Genomic DNA, 18,884 nt, shown 5'->3' with positions numbered 1-18,884 from the left:
AAGTGGCTGCTCCGCTTTCCAAGGGTCAGGTCGCCCGCTGGGACAAGCGCCTGGCGGAGACCACGACGAACAAGGCGCGGGCGACCGCGCTGTGGGACCTGGCCCGCCTCCTGGCCGGCGACGACGACAAGGCGTGGGCCGACCTGGTCCTGCTGCTCCAGCGCTGGACGACGGAGCAGCAGGGTCGGCGGTCCGGCTCGTAACGCTCCGCGCTCATCACTGCTCATCATCACCGCTTCACTCCGTGAATCCGGGGGGCCCAACACGCGCGCCTATACGCGCGCGTGAGGCCCCCCGGGTTCGTGACCCTGAGTGACTGATCCAAAGGAGACGGCCGATGGCCGACGACGACGCTGGGGGGACCGTCCTCGGCTTCCCCGGCGGGCTGACGATCCCGGGGCCGGTGGGCAGCGGCGCGCCGCCGCCCGGGGCCGCCGCCCCGTCCCTGAGCGACCTGCCCGAACTGGCACCCCCGCCCTCCCTACTGGTGGCGGGTAATTCCGACGTCGGCGGCGGGAGTACGACCACCGCACACGCGGACCCCGGAATGCCGGACCGCCCGGAAGGGCAGGGAATCGCCGCCATGTCGGTGGTGATGATGGCCGGTATTACCGTCGCCGCAATGCGCGGAGCATGGAATGCCGCTGCTTATCTGAAAGCCCGCCACGAACACCACCGGGCAATCGCAGATCAGCAGCGAGTGGCGGCCGATAAAGCATCGATCGGCGTTGAAGCGGCCCGTCAGAAAAGCCGCTTGCAGGCCGGTCCGGAATTCGGCCGGAGCACCCGCACATCGGGCGGTGGAAGCGGCCGGACAAACTCCGGAAAGAATTCCACGCCCAACACGTTCCGCTCCTCCGGAGGCACCAAGCCCCCGGGTGGCTCCGGGACTAAGACGCCCAGCAAGACGCCTGGAGGCGGCTCTGGCGGCCGTACACCGTCGCTGGGCACCGGCGGGCGCGGAGGCGGCGGCGGAGGCCGCAGGGGAGCCCTGGAGTCCTCCGGGACAAAGGGCGGCGGAAACACCGGGAGCGGGGGCCGAAAGACCCCGACAACCGGCACGAAGAACAACTCCGGCAGCCTCTCCGGAGCCGTACGCGACCGGGCCGCCGACCGGATTCGCAACGGCCCCAAGCCGAAGAACAGCACCGGCACCCTCGGCACCAGCAAGTCCGGCTCGGGCGGCGGCACCACACCGTCCTCCGGGTCGAAGTCGGGCCGCGGCCCCGGCTCGAAGTCCGGCACCACCGGCACCTCCGGCTCGAAGTCCGGCACGACCGGGACGAAGTCCGGTACCTCCGGGACAGGTTCGGGCGGCAAGGGCCGGGTCACGCTGCCGGAGGCGGTGGCGAAGGAATCGGCGCGGCGGCTGAAGAAGCGCCGCAAGCGGCTGTCCCCGCCCGTCCTGACCACGGTCCGCAAGGGCAAGAAGGGGGCGGGGAAGTCGGGCAGCGGCGGCCCGGGACCGAAGCGCAAGGGCAAGGGCCGGGTCACGCTGCCGGCGGCCATCGCGAAGGAGTCGGCGCGGCGGCTGAAGAAGCGCCGCAAGCGGCTGTCCCCGCCGGTCCTGACCACGGTGCCCAAGAAGAAAGGCACGAAGGGCAAGAAGCCCGCCGCGGCCGGGACGACGCCGACGACGCCGAAGGTCAGCCTGACCAAGAAGCCCAAGCCGGGTACTCCCGGCGCGGGCGGTGCGGCGACGCCGAAGGTCAGCCTCACGAAGAAGCCGAAGCCGGGTACTCCCGGCGCGGCCGGCACCGGCGGCACGGCTCCGAAGGTGAACCTCCGCAAGAAGGTCAAGCTCACCAAGAAGCCGCGCAAGCCCGGACCGGGCACGGCCGGGCCGAAGCCGACCGGTCCGGCCGGTGCGGTCCCCAAGCCGAAGGCGGACAAGCGCCGTTCCCGCCGCGGCTGGTGGGAGCGGGCGAGCGCCCGCCGCTCCGGCCGCCCGGCTCCCGACCCGTCCAGCTCCACCAGCTCCGGCCCCACGCCGGGACCGGGGCCGGGCACAGCACCCGGCGGAGGGTTCGGCCCGCCCCCGGGCTGGGGCTACGCGGAGGGAACGACGATCACCGTCGAACAGGTCGGCGGTGAGGGCTGGACCGCCCGCCGCAAGGAGAACCGCCGCGCGGCCCGCATCCCGGCCGGAGCCATTCCCGCATCACGAACAGGAGGAACCGGAGTGAGCGTCGTGCCCGTCCCGGCGAAGGCACCGAACACCCAGTACGCGGACAGCGACCTGACGATCTACGACGTCATCGACTCCGACGCCGACATGGCGGAGGAGATCATGGCGGGCGTCGACGAGGCCAACGCCGCTGCTGAGGGCTGCGACAAGATGATGACGCGGCTGGAGGCCCTCCACGCGAAGATCGTCGACCTCAAGGTGCCCGGCGTCCTGGAGGGCTGGGTGCTGATCCTGGCGGAGAAGGCCGTCAGCGTGAAGGCGAAGGCGGAGGCCCTGGCGGAGAAGCTGCCCGCCGCCTCCGAGGCCATCCGCACCGCCGGCGAGAACGCGGAGCGCCGCCACAAGCCGCTCGCCGACGCGGTCCGCGATGCCGGACACGCCGCCCCCGCTGAGCGCGACTACCACGTCGAATAGGAGAACCCACCGTGTCTGACCTCGTTCCCGTCATCGGCGGCGCCCTCCAGAAGACCGGCTCGGTCATCGTCGGCGCGGTCCGCTTCGGCATCGTCGTCGCGCAGCTGACCGCCGCCAGCGCCACCATGGCGGGCCTGTCCAACCAGGTCCGCTCCACGTTCAAGTACGTGGAGGACTGCGCGGACTCGGTCGACAAGCTCGCCGACCTCGCCGCGGCCAAGGCCGTCGACCAGTCCACCGTCAACGAGCACCGCGAGGCGGCGACCGTGATGCGGTCCTGCAAGGAGGAAGCGGAGGCCATGGCGGTGGAGTGCGAGGAGATGTCCTCGCTGTTCCACGAGACCGCCGACGCGCACATCGCCGACTACGGCGCGGTCGCGGACGCCGCCAACAACATGCCCGACGGCATCGAGATGGCCGACCGCACCTTCTACAGCAACCGCTGATCCACCCTCACCCCCTCTCACCACGAAGGGCGGCGAACCCACTGCGGGTTCGCCGCCCTTCCTCATGCCTCGAAGGAGAGCCCACCGATGATCCGCCTCGGACCCCTGCGCGGCCGCTTCGCCCTGGCCCGCAACGCCTTCGGCCGCGTTGCCACCGTGGCCGGCACCGGCGCGCTCGCCACCGGAACCTTCACCCACGACTTCTACGGCCCCTCCGTGCTGGCCGCCCTCGGCTGCGGCGGATGGGGCGCCCTGTGGTCGCTGACCCTGCCGCGCAACGCCGCGGGCAACACCGCCATGGGCCTGTACCTGTCCCCGTCGGTGTCCATGGCCGCGCTGCTCACCGCGCAGCGCATCGTCCCCGGCATCGACTGGTACTGGCAGCTGCTCGCCGACGCGGGCTGGACCGCCCTGGTGCTGTACGTGCGCCCGGCCCGCCTGGCCCGCGTCCTGGTCGGCCGCGAGAAGTCGCTGACCCCCGAGGCCATCGAGCAGACCCAAGTGCTCCTGGCCGCCGACACCGACCAGGCCGGGCCGCAGCACCCGATGGCCGCCTACTGGGCACAGCACGTCGCCATCGAGGGCGGCGCCGCCCCGAACACCGTGCTGGAGCAGATCGAACGCACCGGTGAGGAGTCGATGACCGCCGTCATCCGCTCCACCCTCCCCGGCAAGCCGGTCCCGAAGATCGACCTGCTGGAGCTGTCCGCGGCCATCAACTGGCCCGAGGACGACATCGCCATCACCCCCGTGCCCAAGCAGGGCGCCGGGGTCCGGCGCCTCACCGTCGGCCAGGCCCCCGAAGAGGCCCTGGACATCTACACGGCCTGGGAGAAGCTCATCGCCCCCAAGGGCATGCCCTCCACCGTCATCACCGCGATCCGCACCGTCGACATCCCCGACGAGGAGACCAAGGAGCTCCCCGCATGAGCAAGATCTACGAGCTGACCGTGGAAGCGGTGGAGGCCGGCGACATCATCACGTACCACCCGATGAAGCTCGCCAACGCCCTGCGCATCAAGGACGTCAACCGGCTCGCGGTGGAGACCAGCGTCATGGGCGACAAGGCGCTGGTCACCATCTACCCCAATGACCCGCTCGCCCGCGTCATCCTCGCCGACCCGCAGATGCTGGTCATGGACGAACGCGGGCGCGTGTGGATCGGCCGCTACCACAACGGCCGGCCCTCCCTGCTGCGCCTGTACGACCCGCAGTCCGGCTCCGCGCAGCGCCTGCTGCTGTTCGGCACCACCGGCGCGGGCAAGTCCACCGCCGGGCAGATCATCCTCGCCGCGATGAAGCGCTCCGGGATCGCTGTGCTGTACGCCGACCTCAAGGGCGGCCAGTCCGCCCCCGAGGCGTACGGGCAGACCGGGCCCGGCGCGGACGGCAACGTCGCCTGGCGGGTCACCACGCAGGAAGGCACGATGGCGCAGCTGCGCACGACGTGGCTGACCATGATGGACCGCCAGGAGCGCTACGCCCGCCTGGGACGCTCCAAGTTCCTTCGCGACAGGCCCGACCCGCTGATCTACCAGATCGTGGACGAGGCCAACCGCCTCCTGGAGAAGGGCGCGCCCTACCGGGACGAAGCGACGTTCTACATCAAGGACATCGGCCGCACCGGCCGCTCCCTCGGGGTGGGCATCGGCCTGTTCGCGCAGGCCGGCCACCTCGAGGAGATGGGCGGCTCGGACACGCTCCGGGCGATGCTCAAGGAGGGTGAGGTCATCCTGCTCCGCTGGACCAGCTCGATGATGAAGCAGCTGGTGACCGACGGCCTGCTGCCCGCCGGTCAGGTCCTCGCCCCGATCCCGAAGTACGCGGGCGAAGTCGACCTCGTCTCGCAGTTCGACGAGGAACACACCGACGACGACCGGCCCGGCACCCAGGGCACCGCGTACAACGTCAACGGCCGTTACCCGACGTCCAAGATGCGGTTCTGGAACATCGGCTCCCCGGTCCCCACCGAGGGCCTGGACCCGATGATCCTGGACCTGTACGGCCCCGGCGCCCCGCCCGAGATCGAGGAAGCCGCCTGGGACCTCATCAGGGACGCCTACTGCCAGCGCCTGGACGGCATGGAGGCGTACCGGGCCGTCTTCCCCGAGCCCGAGGAAGACGAGGATGGCGAAGGCGGCGGGGGGAAGAAGAAGGGCGGCGGCGCCAAGACGGCCGCCTCCCCGGTCCCGGCCTCGCCGCCCAAGTCCCGCGCCCGCACGCTGCGCGACCGCATCCAGGCCGTCCTGGACGCACACGACGACCCGCTGGACGCGCTCCAGATCCTTCAGCTGGTCAACGCCGACGGCGGCCGCGAGGTCAAGCTCGGCAGCGTCCGCAACACCCTTACCGCGATCAGGAACTGACCCACCTCCCCCCGCCGCCCGGCCGGCCCGGCCTTGCGCTGGCCCCACCCGGCCGCCGGCCTTCCCGAAGGAGTTCACCGCTGTGGCGCTGACCGTCTCCCTGGTCGTCTTCGCCGGAATCATCGTCGTCGTCCTGCTGCGCACCGGCTACCTGCGGCTGTGGCCCGCGCTCGCCGCCGTCCTGTTCGGCTTCACCCTCGCCTCCACCGGCGTCGCGCCCGCCATCAACAGCGGAATCAGCAGCGTCGCCGGATGGATCAGCAGCCTCGGATAACCCGCCCCGCTCCCCACCCCTCGCGCCCTCCCCGCCACCACGGCAGGGAGGGCGCGCCCGTACCGAACGGAGACAGCACGATGGACTTCCACTCCACCGACGGCCGCCCGATGTCCGACTCCGAGGCCGCCGCCGAAGCCAAGCGGATCATCGAAGAGAACTTCCGGCCCGAGCCGCCGGTACGCCACTTCCCGACGTCGTTCCGCGACGACTCCCCCGTGCCCGCCTACGGCAACACCCCGCCCGTCCATCAGGACGACCGCCGGATCGTGCCCGCCTGGGCGGCCGGGATCGCCGTCGCCTCCATCGGCGTCGGAGCGGGGGTCACCGGCATCGGCTGCGGCGCCTGGCTGGTTCTGCAGGGCCTCGCCTCGGTCACCCTGACCGGCGTCCTGATGGTCACCCTGCCGTTCGCCGGCCTCGCCATGGCCGCCACCGCGATCGGCGGCGCGATCAGCCGCGCCCGCTCCGCCGTCACCAAGAACATCTACGAGGGCCCGGTCACACAGAAGACCGAGATCAACAACCACAGCACCACGCGCGGCATGTTCTTCGCCCGCACCCGCAACGACATCCACAGCTGATCCCGGCACCCTGCGTCGTACTCGAACCCCGCCCGCACGGCCGGGAGTCGAGTGCGGCGCAGGCCGCCCCGGGCAGCCCGCGCGATCAGTCGTCGTCCAGGTAGATCAGCAGGCGGCCGTACTCATCGACCTCCGCCTCATAGATCACGCCGTCGACGACCGCGTGGTCGACGACCACCTCGAAGTCGTCTTCGTCGTCGATCCACAGCACGCCGTCGTCGTCCGTGAACGCCGGATAGATCACCCCGTCGGCGATCACCGAATCGAACTCGACTGCCATCGCGCCCCCTTGCTGCTCCCTGGCCTCGCCCCAGCCTGTCGCACCACCAGGCCCCGGCGACAGAGACATTCCCATCCCGTACGCAGCGTCACCGCCCTCGAAGGAGATGCCGACCGTGGCTGACCACACCGACCGCACCCCGCACATCCCCGGCCAGCGCCAGGAGTCCCCGCCCGCCGACGACGGCCAGGCCCTCGACTTCCCCGAGGCCCCGCCCGTGCCCTCGCTCGAAGACCTCGAAGAGAAGGAGCCGCGGCTGGAGGCCCTGCGCGAGTGGTGGGACGACGCCTGGGACGAAGGCGGCTTCCTGCACGACCGCTGGGAGGACCTGCGCCGCGCCCCCGAACTCGGCTGGCACGGCATGGCGAACTGGGTGAAGACGGCGCTCGGACTCGCCGGGATCTGCGCGGTCCTCATCCTCCTGGACGGCGCGACCGACGTCCTGGCCGACACGCTGCACCGCCTGCTGACCGCCGTGCCGCGCGTCCAGGTCGGCGCCGACACCTCCACCGGCGTCTTCGCCGTGGTCGACCAGCCGATCCGCTCGTACATCGCGGCCCACTCAGCATCGCTGCCGATCAGCGCCTCCACCGTCTACACCGTTTGGCAACTGGTCGGACTCTTCGGCCTGGTTGGCGGGTTCTTCCGCAGCAGCGGCGCCCGCCTGACCTGGACTGCGTGGGGCGCGGCCAGCATCGCCATGGTCTACAGCGCAGCTCCCGCCGACGGCCGCGCCATCGCCACCGGGCTCGCCGTCCTCGCCTGGACCGTCGCCTCCGCGTTCGCACTGCGCGGCCTGACCCTGCGCCCGGCGTTCTTCACCCACATCCACAACGCCGGTCACCAGATCGAGCCCCACATCCACCTCCCGGCCCCGGCCGCCCCGGCCGCCGACGACACCCCGGACAACGTGCACCCGCTCCAGAAGCGCTGACCCGTCGCCCTGCCTGGCTCTCGCCCGCCCCGCGCGGGCGAGGACCGGACAGGCCGCCCGGCCGCCCGCCACACCCCACGCCCCGCCAGCGGACCCTCCGCCGACGGGGCGCAGCACTGCCCGCCCTCAACCCTGTTGGAGGACACACCGTGCTCATCCCCCGCCCGCGCCGACGGATCGGCCGGCCCCGCCCGCAGCGCCCCGGCCCCCGCTACCCGCACCGCCCCGACCGGCTGCCCGGCGCCTGGAGCAGGTGATGCCGCGCCCGAGGAAGAAGCGCCGCCGCGAGGTGAAACGGGTGCCGCGCAGCGACGCGACGCTGCCGGAGTTCGACCGACGCGCTTGTCCAGAGGGTTTGGTCACCCGGCGGCAGTTACGCGAGCGAGGACTGAGCCCCGGCGGGCACGGCCCGGTCGCGGTGCTGCGCTGCAAGGCGTGCGCCTACCGGCCCGACCAGTCGTGCATCCATCCCACCCGGGCCTGGCTCTACAGCGTGGAGTTCGCCCGACCGAAGCGGGTGCCGACGCTCGCGCAGGAAGAGGCGCTGGACCGGGCGATGGCCGCGAGGTCCACGTGCCCCCAGTGCCGCCGGAGGTACTACTTCTGCCTCCCGCTGCGCACCCAGGGCGTCTGCGACCCCTGCGCCAGGGGCTACGAGCCCAGCCCCGACACCTACTTGCCGTCCACGGCCCCGGTCGTCCACCGGCTGGCCGCCTGATCAACGAGTCCCCCGAAGGAGAAGTCACCCATGAGCCTGTTCACCCGCCGCCCCGGCGTGCAGGACCCCGCGACCTGGACGCCGCCGGGCACGACCGTCGTCCAGCGCTACCGCAACACCCTCGGGGAACGGGAAGGAGCGATCGTCCTCGTCTACACGGCCGACGGCGACCGAGGCACCTCGCGCTACGCCGCCGTCTGTCTCGGCTGCACCTTCCGCGCCTCGAAGACCGTCGCGCACAACCCGATGTCCGAGCAGGACGCCGCCAAGGCGGCCAACGCCCACGCCGCCAGCTGCCGCGCGATGAACCGCGGCGTCCCGGCCGCGCCCGACGACACCGAGGCCGCGACGATTGTGCGCGACCGGCTCTGGAGCCTGCGCCAGCACGGCAGCCGCGCCCACGCCGTCAGCCTGAGTGACTTCCACGCGGACCGTTTCGCCCTCCAGCGCCCCGCCGACTTCATCAAGGAGACGATGCGCCGGCTCGCCCAGAGCGAGCCGCACTTCGTCACCGCGGAGCCCTGCGTCAGCGGCACGGGCACCCGCTTCCTGGTCCAGCCGCACCCGGCACGGACCTGACCGTGCGCGCCCGCACCGCCGTGCTCCTGGCGGCCGCCGTCGGCGCGGCTGTCCTCACGCTCAAGGCCGGCCGCTGGCGGCTGTACGCCGACCGGCACCGCATCGAGCTGACGCCGCGGCCCCGCCGCTCCTGCCCCGACTGCCGGGGCGCGGGCGGCTGGTGGGTCGGCGGCGCGAACCCGGAGATGGAGGCGTGCGGCTGCTGGTCGGACCGGCGCGAGCTGCGCATCCGGCTCCTGCCCGTCCCGGCCTGGCCGGACGAACCCCCGTTCTGAACGACCCGACCCCGGCCACACCGGCCGGGGTCGGGACCGCCGGGTGGCCGCGCATCGGCAAAGGGCCGACCACCCCGCTCCCTCACCCTTTTCGAGATCAGGAGACCTCCAGCATGCCCCGTCTCACCACCGAACGTCTGGCCATCTTCGGCACTCTGCTGGCCACCTTCGGCGAGCTGCATCCCCTGTGCGACCACTGGGTGCAGGGCTCGAAAACGTCGATGCGCAAGCGCCTGTACGGCGAGGACCTGGTCCACGCTGACGGCTCCCCCGCCACGCCGGACTCCGCCCGCCTAACCATGACCACCAGCGCTCTCGGGCGCCGTGCGGTGGCCTGCCACGTCGCCTCGTACACCGCCGTGCAGCTCGGGACGACCGTCGCGATCACCCGGGCGTTCGGCTACCGCGTCACGCCCACCGCGCTGCTCGCCGGCGCGGCCCTCAACGCCGGAACGCACGCCGCGATCGACCGTGGGGCCTTACTGCTGTGGCTGGCGAAGAAGACCAAGAAGACCGGCTACATCGAGCACTGCCAGGCGGTCCGCCTCGACGACGAAGGCGCGGTCACCAAGGAGCTCACCGGGCCGGGCAGCGCGTGGATGGAGCTGGACGCGGCCCTGCACCGCTCCATCGGCATCGCGGCCGCCGCCGTCACCACCTGGCTCTCCACCCGCCCCCGCGCCCGCCGGTGAGCCGGACCCGCCTGGAACGCGTCCGCGCATCGGTCGGGATCGCCTCGCTGGCTCTCCAGCAGATCGAGGACGACCTCAGCGCCGACGACGTCGACCAGGAGGAGCTCGCCGCGATCCTGCGTGAGCTCATCGAGGACACCGACCCGCCCGGCGGGTTCATGGCCTGCGTCGCGCAGCTGCTCACCGCTGCTGCGAAGCGAGCTGAGCAGATCGAGCCCGACCGCGACGGCGACGCCTCCTGCCCGCTGCACGAAGCCGCCGACCTGCTCACCGACCACGCCGGGCAGCGCCTCATCTGGGCTGCCTGCGCCCTTGACCCGCAAGGAGAATCCGCATGACCGAGCTGATCTACCCGCAGATGCCCGAGCACAGCCTGGTGGTCCTCATCGGCCCGTCCGGCGCCGGGAAGTCCACGATCGCCCGCACCTGGCCCGCCTCGCAGGTCCTGTCCCTGGACGCGCTGCGCGAGACGGTCAGCGACGACGCGGGCGCCCAGGACGCGACCGGCGACGCCGTCGCCGCCCTGCACCTGCTCCTGGAGGCGAGGATGCGTCGCCGCCTGTTCACGGTCGTCGACGCGACCAACGTGACCCAGGCAGCCAGGGAGCCGCTGGTCGCCGCTGCCAAGCGGCACAGCATGCTGCCCATCGCGGTCATGGTCGCCACCCCTGGCAGCGTCTGTATCGAGCGGCAGGGCCCGCGGCCGGCCAACCGCACGGTCCCCGAGGCCACGGTCATCAAGCAGCGCCAGGACATGGTCGCTTCGCACCGGACCCTCAAGGCGGAAGGCTTCGCCGAAATCGTCTTCTCCGACAGCCTCTACCGGCTGCTGCCGTTCCTGGAGCGCCTGAGCGAGGCCCGGCAAGCCGACCTCGGGCTGGACGGCGGCGACGGCCTCGGTGACCTGAACCTCGTATCCCGGGTGTTCGGCGAGGAGATCCTGCCGCTGTGGCAGTGGAAGCCCGGCTCGAACGTCGCCGGCGGCGACCGCGTCGCGGAGATCCGCCTCGGTCAGCAGTACCTCACCCTCGCCCTGCGCACCGACGTGGACGGCGAGGGTGACGTCGGGTTCGACGTGAGGGTGCCGTGCCCGCACGACGACGAATGCGACGGCTACGCGTGGGTGCCCGCCTACAGCGTCACCTGTCTGTTCCGCGCGCTGAACGACGACCTGGACGACGACGAGGACATCGTCTGCACCGTCCACGGCCCGAACAACGCCGACGACCAGGACGACGACCCCGAAGGCCGCGCCGACCTCGAGGAGCAGGCCCTCGAAGCGATCCGAGGCTGACGGACTCTCCGTGCTGCCCCGGCCCCGGCTCACCGCCTGGGGCCGGGGCGGTCGCGGTGGTCCCTCAACCGCCGCGATCACGAGAGGAGATGGACGTCATGACCCTGCCCTACTTCGAGGTCGACGTCCCCATACGGAGCACCGAGACCCCCGGCCTGGAAGGCGTGCACATCTTCACCGGCCAGGCCGACAGCCGTAGCGCCGCCATGAAGGCCGCGCACGAGGTCTACGACGCGGCACGCGCCGCGGCGGAGGCCGGACTTGAGATTCCCCACGGGCGCCCGGACGGCTGGGGCGCCTGCGGATACCGGCCCGGCTGGGAGCTCGACTGGCCCGCTGCGAAGGCCGGCCCCTGGAGGAGCCCTTACAGCTGGCTCAACTCCAGCCCCTTCGAGCTGTAGCTCTGCCCCGGGACAGGCGCTCAAGGCGTCCAAACCAGTTCGCCTGCCCCGGGCCCACCCAACCCGTACGAGACGAGAGGGAGATCCTCAGTATGGACTCCGTCCTGCACCACCGGGGCCGGATCGGCTCGCGCACACTCCTTATGACCACCGCCGCCGTGCCGTTGACCGGCTGGGCGGTGCACGCCATCGCGCTCCACAAGCGGCTCGCCGCCACGCGGAAGGACCCGCTGACCGGGCTGCTGCGCCGCGACGCCTACACCTCACGCGCCCGCCGCATCCTTACCCGCCACGGCGACAGCGTGGCCGTGGTCATGGTCGACGCCGACCACTTCAAGGCCGTGAACGACACGATGGGACATCCGGCCGGGGACGCCGTGCTCGCCGCGTTCGGCGCCAGGCTCACCGCCTGGGCGGGCCCGCGCGCTGCTGTGGGCAGGCTCGGAGGCGATGAGTTCGCCGTGGTCCTGGACCTGCCCGCCGACGGCCGCGCGCGCCGCCTGGAGCAGCTGGTCCGGATGCTGCACACCCCGGTCGTCCTGGACGACGGCCGCACCGTCGACGTCGCCGCCTCGGTCGGCGCTGCGACCTCCGACGTCCTCGGCACCCGCGACCTGTCCGCGTTGCAGCGGGCCGCCGACGCCGCCCTGTACGACGGCAAGCACTCGGGGCGCGCCGCCGTCGCCTCGCCCGCGCACACCACGGTGCCGTCCATCAACGGCCGCCGTGCCGGGCGCCCGGGAACGGCCGTATGGGGGCGGGCAGCATGAGCAATGCGACCCTCCCGCAGGGCGACTGGATCCGCGGCATCAGCGTCCAGCAGCCGCACGCCACCTGCATCCTGACCGGCGCCAAGGGCATTGAGAATCGCCCCAAGCCCTGGAGCTGGCGCGGCTGGATGCTCCTGCACGCGGGCCAGCGGATCGACCGGCCCGCCCTGCGCGTCCCGCTGATCGCCCGCACGATCCGCGGCCGGGAGCTGACCACCGGAGCCGTGATCGGCGTGGGCCGCCTGGTCGACTGCCACCAGGACCCCGAGGGCTCCGAGCCCTGCACGCCATGGGCACAGGCCGGTACCTGGCACCTGGTCCTCCAGGACGTCCAGGAGCTGCCGCTGCCGGTCCCCGCCGCCGGGCAGCTCGGGCCCTGGAAGCCGACCGAGGACCTGCTGGACCGCGTGTTCCAGCAGCTGCCCGACTTCCGTCCGTGACCCGCACGGGACGCAAGAAGGAGAAGCCGCCGTTCGAGCCGGGCCTGATCCCGGCTCCCGGCGAACTTCTCGTCTGGCGCGACGGCCAGCACTTCGACCGCTGGCAGAACCTCCCCTGCACGCTGTGCGGCCAGCCCACGCCCATGCGCTCCCACTCCGGCGAGCCCGTGCACAAGGCATGCGCGGAGGGCTGGATCACCGCCCACCCCGTTGAGGCCCGCCTCGGGCGGTTCGCCTCCGACCTCGCGCCGAAGCCCAACTCCAAGGGCCAAGGCGACCACGCCTGACCTCCACCGGGAGGACCTCATGAGCAGCACCGAACGCGACGTCGACCACGCCCTCGCCTACCCCGAGCCGCCGGCCTCCCCGCACTGGCACCGCCACGGCGCAACGGCCCGCCCGCTCACCCCCGAACAGCAGCGGCGCCACCGCGAGCTGCTGGACATCGCACAGCGCACCACCCGACCCCGCTCCCCTCGCCCCACCGAGACCCTGGCGGAGGCCAGCTGATGGACACCAAGAACTACGCCGTCGACGGCTGGGTCGACACGATCCCCGTCCCCGGCCCGCGCATCGGGACCACCACCTTCGACCTGATCGTCCCGCCCGCCGACATCGACGCGCTCCCCGACGACGCCCCCGACACGATCGTCACCTGCACCAGCGGCGACCCCCGGATCACGCACGAGCTGCTGAACGGCGTCCAGCCCGGCGACCTGCTGCGCGTCACCGGCACCCTGGTCCAGCCGCCGGCACCCGGCGAGCCCGCCCGGCTCACCGTCGACGCCCTGGAGGTCCTCGACACCGGACTCATCCCGGTCCTGCGGGACATGGTGATGGACCGGTACGGCGACTACTGCGTCATCTTCGACGCCGACCGCGAGAAGGTGCCCGTCTTCACCGCGCTCGGGCAGTGGGTCGGCGAGGCGGACAATCCCGACGCCATCGCCACCCTCATCGACATCCACGAGCGCGTGAACGGCGGTGACGCCTGATGGCCACCCCCAGCACGCAGACCCGCACGGTGCTGGAGCGGTTCCCCGCCGGAGGTCCCCGCGGCTCCTGGCCGGCCGAAGAGTACGCCGCCGCCCAACGCGCCCAGGGCACCAACGCCCAGGTCGTCATGGACCTGAGCACCGACCAGTTCCTCGTGGTCACCGACACCACCACCCAGTAGCACCACTCAGTAGCACCACTCAGTAGCACCGCCCCGAAGCACCGCCCCGAAGCGCCGCCCCGAAGCGCCGCGCCGGAGCGCTGCGCCCCGCCTTTCCCGGCCGGGCGCGGCGCTCCGTGTGTTCCCGTCCCTCGCCACCGAGCAGGAGGCTCACCCGTGCACCCGATCCGTCTGACCTCGTTCGGCTACCTGCACCTGCCCACTGGCCCGGGCGGCTCCCCCGTCCCGCCCGCCGCCGACCGGATCGAAGACGTCCGCGACCGGCTCCGCGATCCCGCCGCCGCCCGGGACATCCTCGATCTCGACGGCCGTGACCCCCGGGTCCAGGGAGTCGTCCTCGCAACCCCCAGCGCCCGCGAGTTACTCGCCAACCTCGCCGACTATGCCGATCTGCCCGCCGGCCCCAGCCGCATCGCCATCGGTTGCGCGGGCGGCAGGCACAGGGCCAGCGGTCTTACCGAACTCCTTGCCCGAGAACTCCGCGGCCGCGGCCGTGAGGTCGTAGTCGAGCACCTGCACGTCCATCTGCCGCGCGTCCTCAAGACGCCCGCCGGCCCCCGTACCGCCAACACAGAGCAGGAGACCGCCCGATGATCCGTCGCTTCCGCCGCTGCGGCCACGGCCCCGGCGCCCTCACGCCCGAGGACCAGGCCGTCGTCGACCAGTTCCGCACGATGCTCACCGCCCTGCGCAACCCCGAGCCTTGGACGCCCGGCAGCGCTCGGGACATCGCCGTTCGTGTCGGGCCGTTCGTGGAACGCGCGCACACCCGGCCCGGCGACGACCATGGCCCCGACATGATCGCCGTCGCCCTGGTCCACCCCGACGCCCCGCACGCGGGCGCCTACCAATGCGGCCGCCAGCTGGGTTACACCGACCGCGACTGGCTGCGCTGCAACACGACGTCGATCGTCGGCTTCTGGCAGCCCGGCTACGCGATGCTCACCTACGCCGCCGCCGGCCTGCCCCTGCCCGACGACGTCGGCATGGAACCCGCCCACTACGCCCTCTACATCGAGGCCCACAAGCGCGACGACAGCCGCGACGGCTACACCCTGCTGCGCCTCGGCCCGTACACCCAGACCCGGCACGCCCAGCAGGATAATGACCGGATTACCGCCGCGCTGGACGGGCGGGAGACCACCCTCGTCCCCGGCTGCCGGGTCTCGGTGCGCTACGCGTCGTTCGACGTCAGCGACCACCAACTGGTCGCCGACCCGTACGAGGCCGACGCCGTGGCGCTCCTGGACGCCGCCGTCGCGGGGGTGAGTGCGTGACCTCGGCTCGGTACGAGATCGAGACCAGCGAAGGCGACGACGGCACCATGCACCCCGTCGAACAGCTCTGGACGCCTGGCGAGGACGCGGTGGAGAACGGCTTCCTCGCTCACTCCGGCCTGCACGTCACCGGGATCGACGACCCGACCGACGACCACCTCTACCCGGTCGCGTTCCTCGTGCTCGGGCATCAGGGGTGGGCCACCGTCATCGAGGCCGCCGCTGCGTACATGGCCCGGATCCACGGCTGGCGGAACTTGTATCTCTACCCCGGTGACGATCCCTCGGTCCTCATCCCCCGCATCCCGCGCGCAGTCCACACCCACGGCGTCTTCTTACGACACCCGCACCCGGAACACGGCTGCGGATGCGAGTGGGACGACACCTGGCGCATGGTCTGGGCACCCGCCACCGAACCCGGCGCCATCCCGGTCACCGCACTTCGGCACCCGGCCGCGCCGGCGACCGCAGCCGGCATCCCTGACCCCGACGCAGGCGCGCCCGCGACCTGGGCAGCCTGACAGCCGAAGGCCCGGCTCCCCCGCAGATGTGGGGGAGCCGGGCCTTCTTGCGTTTCAGAGCCAGGAACGGGCGAGACCCAACCGCCTGCGGTGGGACCAGGCGCCCCCGTCGAAGAGCCATGCCAGCCAGGATGTTGTCCTCGGGACGGCCAGGCTTCTCGTTTCGCAGAGGTACCTCGCCGGGGCTGCGTACAAAGGGCCCTGTGCTCCAGCAGGCAATGCGTTTCGAGTGGGGACGGCGCGGGACGGAGTGCCTTGTTGCGTTCCGGCCACCTGGCGCCGCGGGCCCCTTCAGTCTGCTGCAGGTCGGGCAAGGCACGCCGGTGGACGCGGTCAACGGGCGGCGATTACGGCGTAATCACCGTCGGCCACTTCCTAGGGAAGTGCCCCGACGTGGTGGCCACTCAGTGAACCGAGCTGATGAGGACACGACCAATAGGGGTTGGCGGTGTCTGCTGTCGAAGTGGTGACGGCCCGTTGCGCGAACCTGCTTCCGCGTTAGCGTTGAGCGGCGCAGACGGCACACGACGGTCTCGTGTTGTGATCGAGGGTTTGCTGCCGACCGAGGGCAGGCAGTGACTGCTCGGACTGTAAGCCGTTGTTGCAACCAAGCCAGTGCGTCCTGGTCGATCCGCAGCCGGCTGCCCCAGACCCGGATAGGACGTGGGTTCCAGTAGAGAAGCGGCGGGAGCGGACAGGCAGCCGCGGGTGATTACGCCGTAATCACCCAGGTGGATGAGCAGACACCACCAATGATTCCTAACTAACGTGTCGACCATCCAAAGGATCAAGAACGTTAGTATGGTGTCCTCATGAGTTCGCCAGTCTCTTCCAGCGACCGCGAGAAGGTCGTCTCCAAGCTGCCGGGATGGCTCCGGCAGAACCTCAAAATCAGAGCCGCCCAACGCGGCGTCGAGATCCAGGCTGCTGTGGAACAGGGCATCAGGGACTGGTGCAGCCTGGCCTCCACCGCCGCAGCCGTCGACACCGCCGGCGCCGACTCGTTCTCCACGTTCCTGCCTTCCGGACAGTGGGAAGAGTTCCGGCAGGTCGCAGCGGACCGCCGTGTCTCTCTCATCCAGGGCCTTGCCCAGTCCGTCCAGCTCTGGCTCGACGCCCATCCCGCACCGGACGTGGAGCGGCCGGAGATCACCCGTCGCATCATCGTCTGCAACCAGAAGGGCGGTGTGGGCAAAACGGCGATCACTGCGGGTCTCGGTGAAGCGCTGGCCGAGGACTCCAACGCGTTGCACCCCGTACGTGTGGCCAAAGCGCTCACCAAGGCACTGAGGCAGAGTGAGACTCAGGACGGCGGTGATGCGCCGGCAGACGACCCGCTGGAAATCGAGAACCTGCCCGGGCCCGGCCTGAAGGTGCTGCTCGTCGACTTCGACCCGCAGTGCCACCTCACCAACCAGTTGGGTGCCTCCCCCCTACCGATGAACGGGGACAGCCTCACCAACCACATGGCAGGTGACCCCAAGGGCGAACTCCGCGACCTCATCGTCTCCGTGGACGACGACAGCTTCGACGGCAGGCTTCATCTCCTGCCGGCCTGCAACGACGCCTTCCTCCTGGACGTACGCCTGTCTGCAGTACGCGCCCGGGAAGCCGCCCTCGAACGAGCTCTCGCGCCGCTGGAAGCCGATTACGACGTAATCATCGTCGACTGCCCGCCCAGCCTCGGCCTCAGCATGGACGCTGCCGCCTACTACGGCCGGCGCCGTGACGGTGAAAAGCCCGGCCAGTCCGGTGCCCTGATCGTCGTGCAGGCCGAGGACAGCTCCGCAGACGCCTACGAGCTCCTCACCACCCAGATCGACGACCTCCGCGGCGACCTCCAGGTCGACATTGACTACCTCGGCATCGTCGTGAACCTCTACGACTCCCGCCGCGGTTACATCGCCACCTCGTCGCTTCAGGGCTGGGTTGACATAAAGGATCCGCGAGTCGTCGGCCTCATCGGCGACCTGAAGGAACAGAAGGAAGCCGTCCGAGTGAAGAAGCCTCTGCTGTCCTACGCACCTAAATCGCAGCAGGCTGTCGGCATGCGAGCTCTGGCCAGGGAGGTGTTGTGAGCAAGGCCGATCAGCTGGGCAGTGGCCGCTTCGGTGGGGGAGTGCGCCAGGTCAGCGCGCGCCGTCAGGCTGTGGCAGCCGCCACGGGAGTTCCTACTGAAGGCGTAGCAGACCCCACGGAACTTTCCGTCAACCGCATCAGCCTCAATCCAGATAACCCGCGCTCCGCTCTCGGGGACCTGACTGACCTCGCGGGCAGCTTGAAGACCCACGGGCAGAAGCAGGCGATCACGGTCATGAACCGTGATGCCTACCTCAAGGCCAACCCCACCCAGGAATCAGCCCTCGAGCCGGACACCACCCACGTCGTAGTCGACGGCAGCAGCCGACTCGCCGCAGCCCGCGAAGCCGGACTCGCCACCATCAAGGTCATGGTCAGCGACGACCAGGGAGCCACCTCCGAGGAACTCCTCGAGTCCGCCCTCGTCGCCAACATCCACCGGCAAGACCTCGAGGAGATCGACGAAGCCCGCGCCCTGCAACGGCTACTGGCCATCCACGGCAGCCAGCGCGCGCTCGCCAAACGCCTCCACCGCTCGCAGGGCTGGGTCTCTCAACGCCTTGCCCTGCTCAACCTGACTCCAGAGCTGCAGGCTCGCATCGGCGTAGAGCCAATCGACCTTCTGCGTGCAGTCGGCAACAAGCCAGCCGACGAGCAGGAAGCAGCCTTGGAGGGGCTGAAGGCGGAGCGGGCTCGCAAGGAGCAAGAGAGGTTCCGCGCGGCCAGCACTCAGCACGAGCAGACAGTCGGGGAACAAGTCAGTGCAGAGCTTCCCCGCGCTGGTGATTACGACGTAATCAGCCACAAGCGGCGTGCTGAACCTGCCTCGGCACCGCAGGAGTCATCCGTCACCGACCTGCCCGCATCCAAGCCGATGACTGTAGGGGAGGGGACGCATGACAGCGAAGCAGCAGAGGTCGCGCCTTCTGTTCCTCCCCAGGCCGCAGCTACCGATGCGACGGCTGGTACGCGAGGCCCTCAGCCCAAGAAGTTCCCCTATGACAATGGCGCGGATGCTGCATACTTCCTGATCAACAGGATGCCGCCGGCAGAGTTCGACAAGATGCTGTCCCTGCTCATTCAGCACAAGGACAGCCAGACTATGCAGGTCGGTTGAACCACACCTGCAGCCAATCGGCATCAGCTCGACTCTCCGGTAAGGCGCATAATTTGCA

General features: G+C 70.9%; 27 protein-coding genes. 26 read left to right on the top strand and 1 reads right to left on the bottom strand.

The genetic code is table 11. The features are described 5' to 3' along the window. Window positions 1–2 precede the first annotated feature (2 nt). From ACZ3ZD_RS31635 to ACZ3ZD_RS31605, 7 genes are all read left to right on the top strand, one after another. The gene (locus tag ACZ3ZD_RS31635) at window positions 3–203 is read left to right on the top strand and encodes a hypothetical protein (protein WP_467404902.1); all 201 of its coding nucleotides are present in this window, start codon (window positions 3–5) and stop codon (window positions 201–203) included. Window positions 204–337: 134 nt separating this feature from the next. Further along, window positions 338–2,602, top strand: coding sequence for a hypothetical protein (locus ACZ3ZD_RS31630; protein ID WP_467404899.1), 2,265 nt, complete (start codon window positions 338–340; stop codon window positions 2,600–2,602). Window positions 2,603–2,613: 11 nt separating this feature from the next. Beyond that, window positions 2,614–3,048, top strand: a complete 435-nt coding sequence (locus tag ACZ3ZD_RS31625) for a hypothetical protein (protein WP_467404897.1) — start codon at window positions 2,614–2,616, stop codon at window positions 3,046–3,048. 87 nt (window positions 3,049–3,135) lie between these two features. Continuing rightward, on the top strand, window positions 3,136–3,978 hold the full coding sequence (locus tag ACZ3ZD_RS31620) for a hypothetical protein (RefSeq protein ID WP_467404894.1): 843 nt from the start codon (window positions 3,136–3,138) through the stop codon (window positions 3,976–3,978). Continuing rightward, a complete protein-coding gene (locus ACZ3ZD_RS31615; protein ID WP_467404891.1) occupies window positions 3,975–5,414 on the top strand; it encodes an ATP-binding protein in 1,440 nt (479 codons plus the stop codon). The genes ACZ3ZD_RS31620 and ACZ3ZD_RS31615 overlap by 4 nt, the downstream gene beginning before the upstream one ends. Window positions 5,415–5,496: 82 nt before the next feature. Continuing rightward, window positions 5,497–5,688: a hypothetical protein gene (locus ACZ3ZD_RS31610; protein ID WP_362578214.1), complete on the top strand. Its 192-nt coding sequence runs from the start codon at window positions 5,497–5,499 to the stop codon at window positions 5,686–5,688. A gap of 80 nt (window positions 5,689–5,768) precedes the next feature. Continuing rightward, window positions 5,769–6,272 carry a hypothetical protein gene (locus ACZ3ZD_RS31605; protein ID WP_393902320.1) on the top strand — a complete coding sequence of 168 codons (504 nt, stop codon included), beginning with the start codon at window positions 5,769–5,771 and terminating at the stop codon, window positions 6,270–6,272. An 85-nt stretch (window positions 6,273–6,357) separates the two neighbouring features. Here the strand turns inward: ACZ3ZD_RS31605 and ACZ3ZD_RS31600 are convergent, their stop codons facing one another. Further along, window positions 6,358–6,552 carry a hypothetical protein gene (locus ACZ3ZD_RS31600; protein WP_355399424.1) on the bottom strand — a complete coding sequence of 65 codons (195 nt, stop codon included), beginning with the start codon at window positions 6,550–6,552 and terminating at the stop codon, window positions 6,358–6,360. 115 nt (window positions 6,553–6,667) lie between these two features. Here ACZ3ZD_RS31600 and ACZ3ZD_RS31595 point away from each other — a divergent pair, with 115 nt between their 5' ends. From ACZ3ZD_RS31595 to ACZ3ZD_RS31505, 19 genes are all read left to right on the top strand, one after another. Next, entirely contained in the window at window positions 6,668–7,486 is an 819-nt protein-coding gene (locus tag ACZ3ZD_RS31595) for a hypothetical protein (RefSeq protein ID WP_467404882.1), read from the top strand. A gap of 256 nt (window positions 7,487–7,742) precedes the next feature. Then, complete coding sequence (locus ACZ3ZD_RS31590) at window positions 7,743–8,204, top strand: RRQRL motif-containing zinc-binding protein (protein ID WP_467404878.1); 462 nt, start codon at window positions 7,743–7,745, stop codon at window positions 8,202–8,204. 30 nt (window positions 8,205–8,234) lie between these two features. Beyond that, the gene (locus ACZ3ZD_RS31585; protein WP_467404874.1) at window positions 8,235–8,783 is read left to right on the top strand and encodes a hypothetical protein; all 549 of its coding nucleotides are present in this window, start codon (window positions 8,235–8,237) and stop codon (window positions 8,781–8,783) included. Next, window positions 8,780–9,058, top strand: a complete 279-nt coding sequence (locus ACZ3ZD_RS31580; protein ID WP_467405271.1) for a hypothetical protein — start codon at window positions 8,780–8,782, stop codon at window positions 9,056–9,058. Before ACZ3ZD_RS31585 ends, ACZ3ZD_RS31580 begins: the two co-directional genes overlap by 4 nt. A gap of 113 nt (window positions 9,059–9,171) precedes the next feature. Continuing rightward, window positions 9,172–9,750 carry a hypothetical protein gene (locus ACZ3ZD_RS31575; protein ID WP_467404871.1) on the top strand — a complete coding sequence of 193 codons (579 nt, stop codon included), beginning with the start codon at window positions 9,172–9,174 and terminating at the stop codon, window positions 9,748–9,750. Next, window positions 9,747–10,088: a hypothetical protein gene (locus ACZ3ZD_RS31570; RefSeq protein WP_388636513.1), complete on the top strand. Its 342-nt coding sequence runs from the start codon at window positions 9,747–9,749 to the stop codon at window positions 10,086–10,088. The genes ACZ3ZD_RS31575 and ACZ3ZD_RS31570 overlap by 4 nt, the downstream gene beginning before the upstream one ends. Beyond that, a complete protein-coding gene (locus ACZ3ZD_RS31565; RefSeq protein ID WP_467404866.1) occupies window positions 10,085–11,044 on the top strand; it encodes an AAA family ATPase in 960 nt (319 codons plus the stop codon). Before ACZ3ZD_RS31570 ends, ACZ3ZD_RS31565 begins: the two co-directional genes overlap by 4 nt. 98 nt (window positions 11,045–11,142) lie before the next feature. After that, window positions 11,143–11,445, top strand: a complete 303-nt coding sequence (locus ACZ3ZD_RS31560) for a hypothetical protein (protein ID WP_467404863.1) — start codon at window positions 11,143–11,145, stop codon at window positions 11,443–11,445. Window positions 11,446–11,537: 92 nt separating this feature from the next. Continuing rightward, window positions 11,538–12,215: a GGDEF domain-containing protein gene (locus tag ACZ3ZD_RS31555; RefSeq protein ID WP_467404861.1), complete on the top strand. Its 678-nt coding sequence runs from the start codon at window positions 11,538–11,540 to the stop codon at window positions 12,213–12,215. Further along, window positions 12,212–12,655, top strand: a complete 444-nt coding sequence (locus tag ACZ3ZD_RS31550; RefSeq protein ID WP_467404856.1) for an ASCH domain-containing protein — start codon at window positions 12,212–12,214, stop codon at window positions 12,653–12,655. The genes ACZ3ZD_RS31555 and ACZ3ZD_RS31550 overlap by 4 nt, the downstream gene beginning before the upstream one ends. Beyond that, complete coding sequence (locus tag ACZ3ZD_RS31545) at window positions 12,652–12,942, top strand: hypothetical protein (protein WP_467404853.1); 291 nt, start codon at window positions 12,652–12,654, stop codon at window positions 12,940–12,942. Before ACZ3ZD_RS31550 ends, ACZ3ZD_RS31545 begins: the two co-directional genes overlap by 4 nt. 19 nt (window positions 12,943–12,961) lie before the next feature. Further along, a complete protein-coding gene (locus tag ACZ3ZD_RS31540; protein ID WP_467404848.1) occupies window positions 12,962–13,165 on the top strand; it encodes a hypothetical protein in 204 nt (67 codons plus the stop codon). Continuing rightward, on the top strand, window positions 13,165–13,650 hold the full coding sequence (locus ACZ3ZD_RS31535; RefSeq protein WP_467404843.1) for a hypothetical protein: 486 nt from the start codon (window positions 13,165–13,167) through the stop codon (window positions 13,648–13,650). Before ACZ3ZD_RS31540 ends, ACZ3ZD_RS31535 begins: the two co-directional genes overlap by 1 nt. Further along, window positions 13,650–13,832: a hypothetical protein gene (locus ACZ3ZD_RS31530; RefSeq protein ID WP_467404839.1), complete on the top strand. Its 183-nt coding sequence runs from the start codon at window positions 13,650–13,652 to the stop codon at window positions 13,830–13,832. The genes ACZ3ZD_RS31535 and ACZ3ZD_RS31530 overlap by 1 nt, the downstream gene beginning before the upstream one ends. 156 nt (window positions 13,833–13,988) lie before the next feature. Beyond that, on the top strand, window positions 13,989–14,426 hold the full coding sequence (locus ACZ3ZD_RS31525; RefSeq protein ID WP_467404837.1) for a RapZ C-terminal domain-containing protein: 438 nt from the start codon (window positions 13,989–13,991) through the stop codon (window positions 14,424–14,426). Next, window positions 14,423–15,109, top strand: coding sequence for a hypothetical protein (locus tag ACZ3ZD_RS31520; RefSeq protein ID WP_467404834.1), 687 nt, complete (start codon window positions 14,423–14,425; stop codon window positions 15,107–15,109). The genes ACZ3ZD_RS31525 and ACZ3ZD_RS31520 overlap by 4 nt, the downstream gene beginning before the upstream one ends. Continuing rightward, on the top strand, window positions 15,106–15,630 hold the full coding sequence (locus ACZ3ZD_RS31515) for a hypothetical protein (protein ID WP_467404830.1): 525 nt from the start codon (window positions 15,106–15,108) through the stop codon (window positions 15,628–15,630). The genes ACZ3ZD_RS31520 and ACZ3ZD_RS31515 overlap by 4 nt, the downstream gene beginning before the upstream one ends. An 812-nt stretch (window positions 15,631–16,442) precedes the next feature. Beyond that, a complete protein-coding gene (locus ACZ3ZD_RS31510) occupies window positions 16,443–17,708 on the top strand; it encodes a ParA family protein (protein ID WP_467404827.1) in 1,266 nt (421 codons plus the stop codon). Continuing rightward, window positions 17,705–18,826, top strand: a complete 1,122-nt coding sequence (locus ACZ3ZD_RS31505; protein ID WP_467404823.1) for a ParB/RepB/Spo0J family partition protein — start codon at window positions 17,705–17,707, stop codon at window positions 18,824–18,826. Before ACZ3ZD_RS31510 ends, ACZ3ZD_RS31505 begins: the two co-directional genes overlap by 4 nt. Window positions 18,827–18,884: the final 58 nt, after the last annotated feature.

Source organism: Streptomyces sp. NPDC023481 (assembly GCF_055560195.1).
This window is presented reverse-complemented; position numbering and strand designations above follow the sequence as displayed.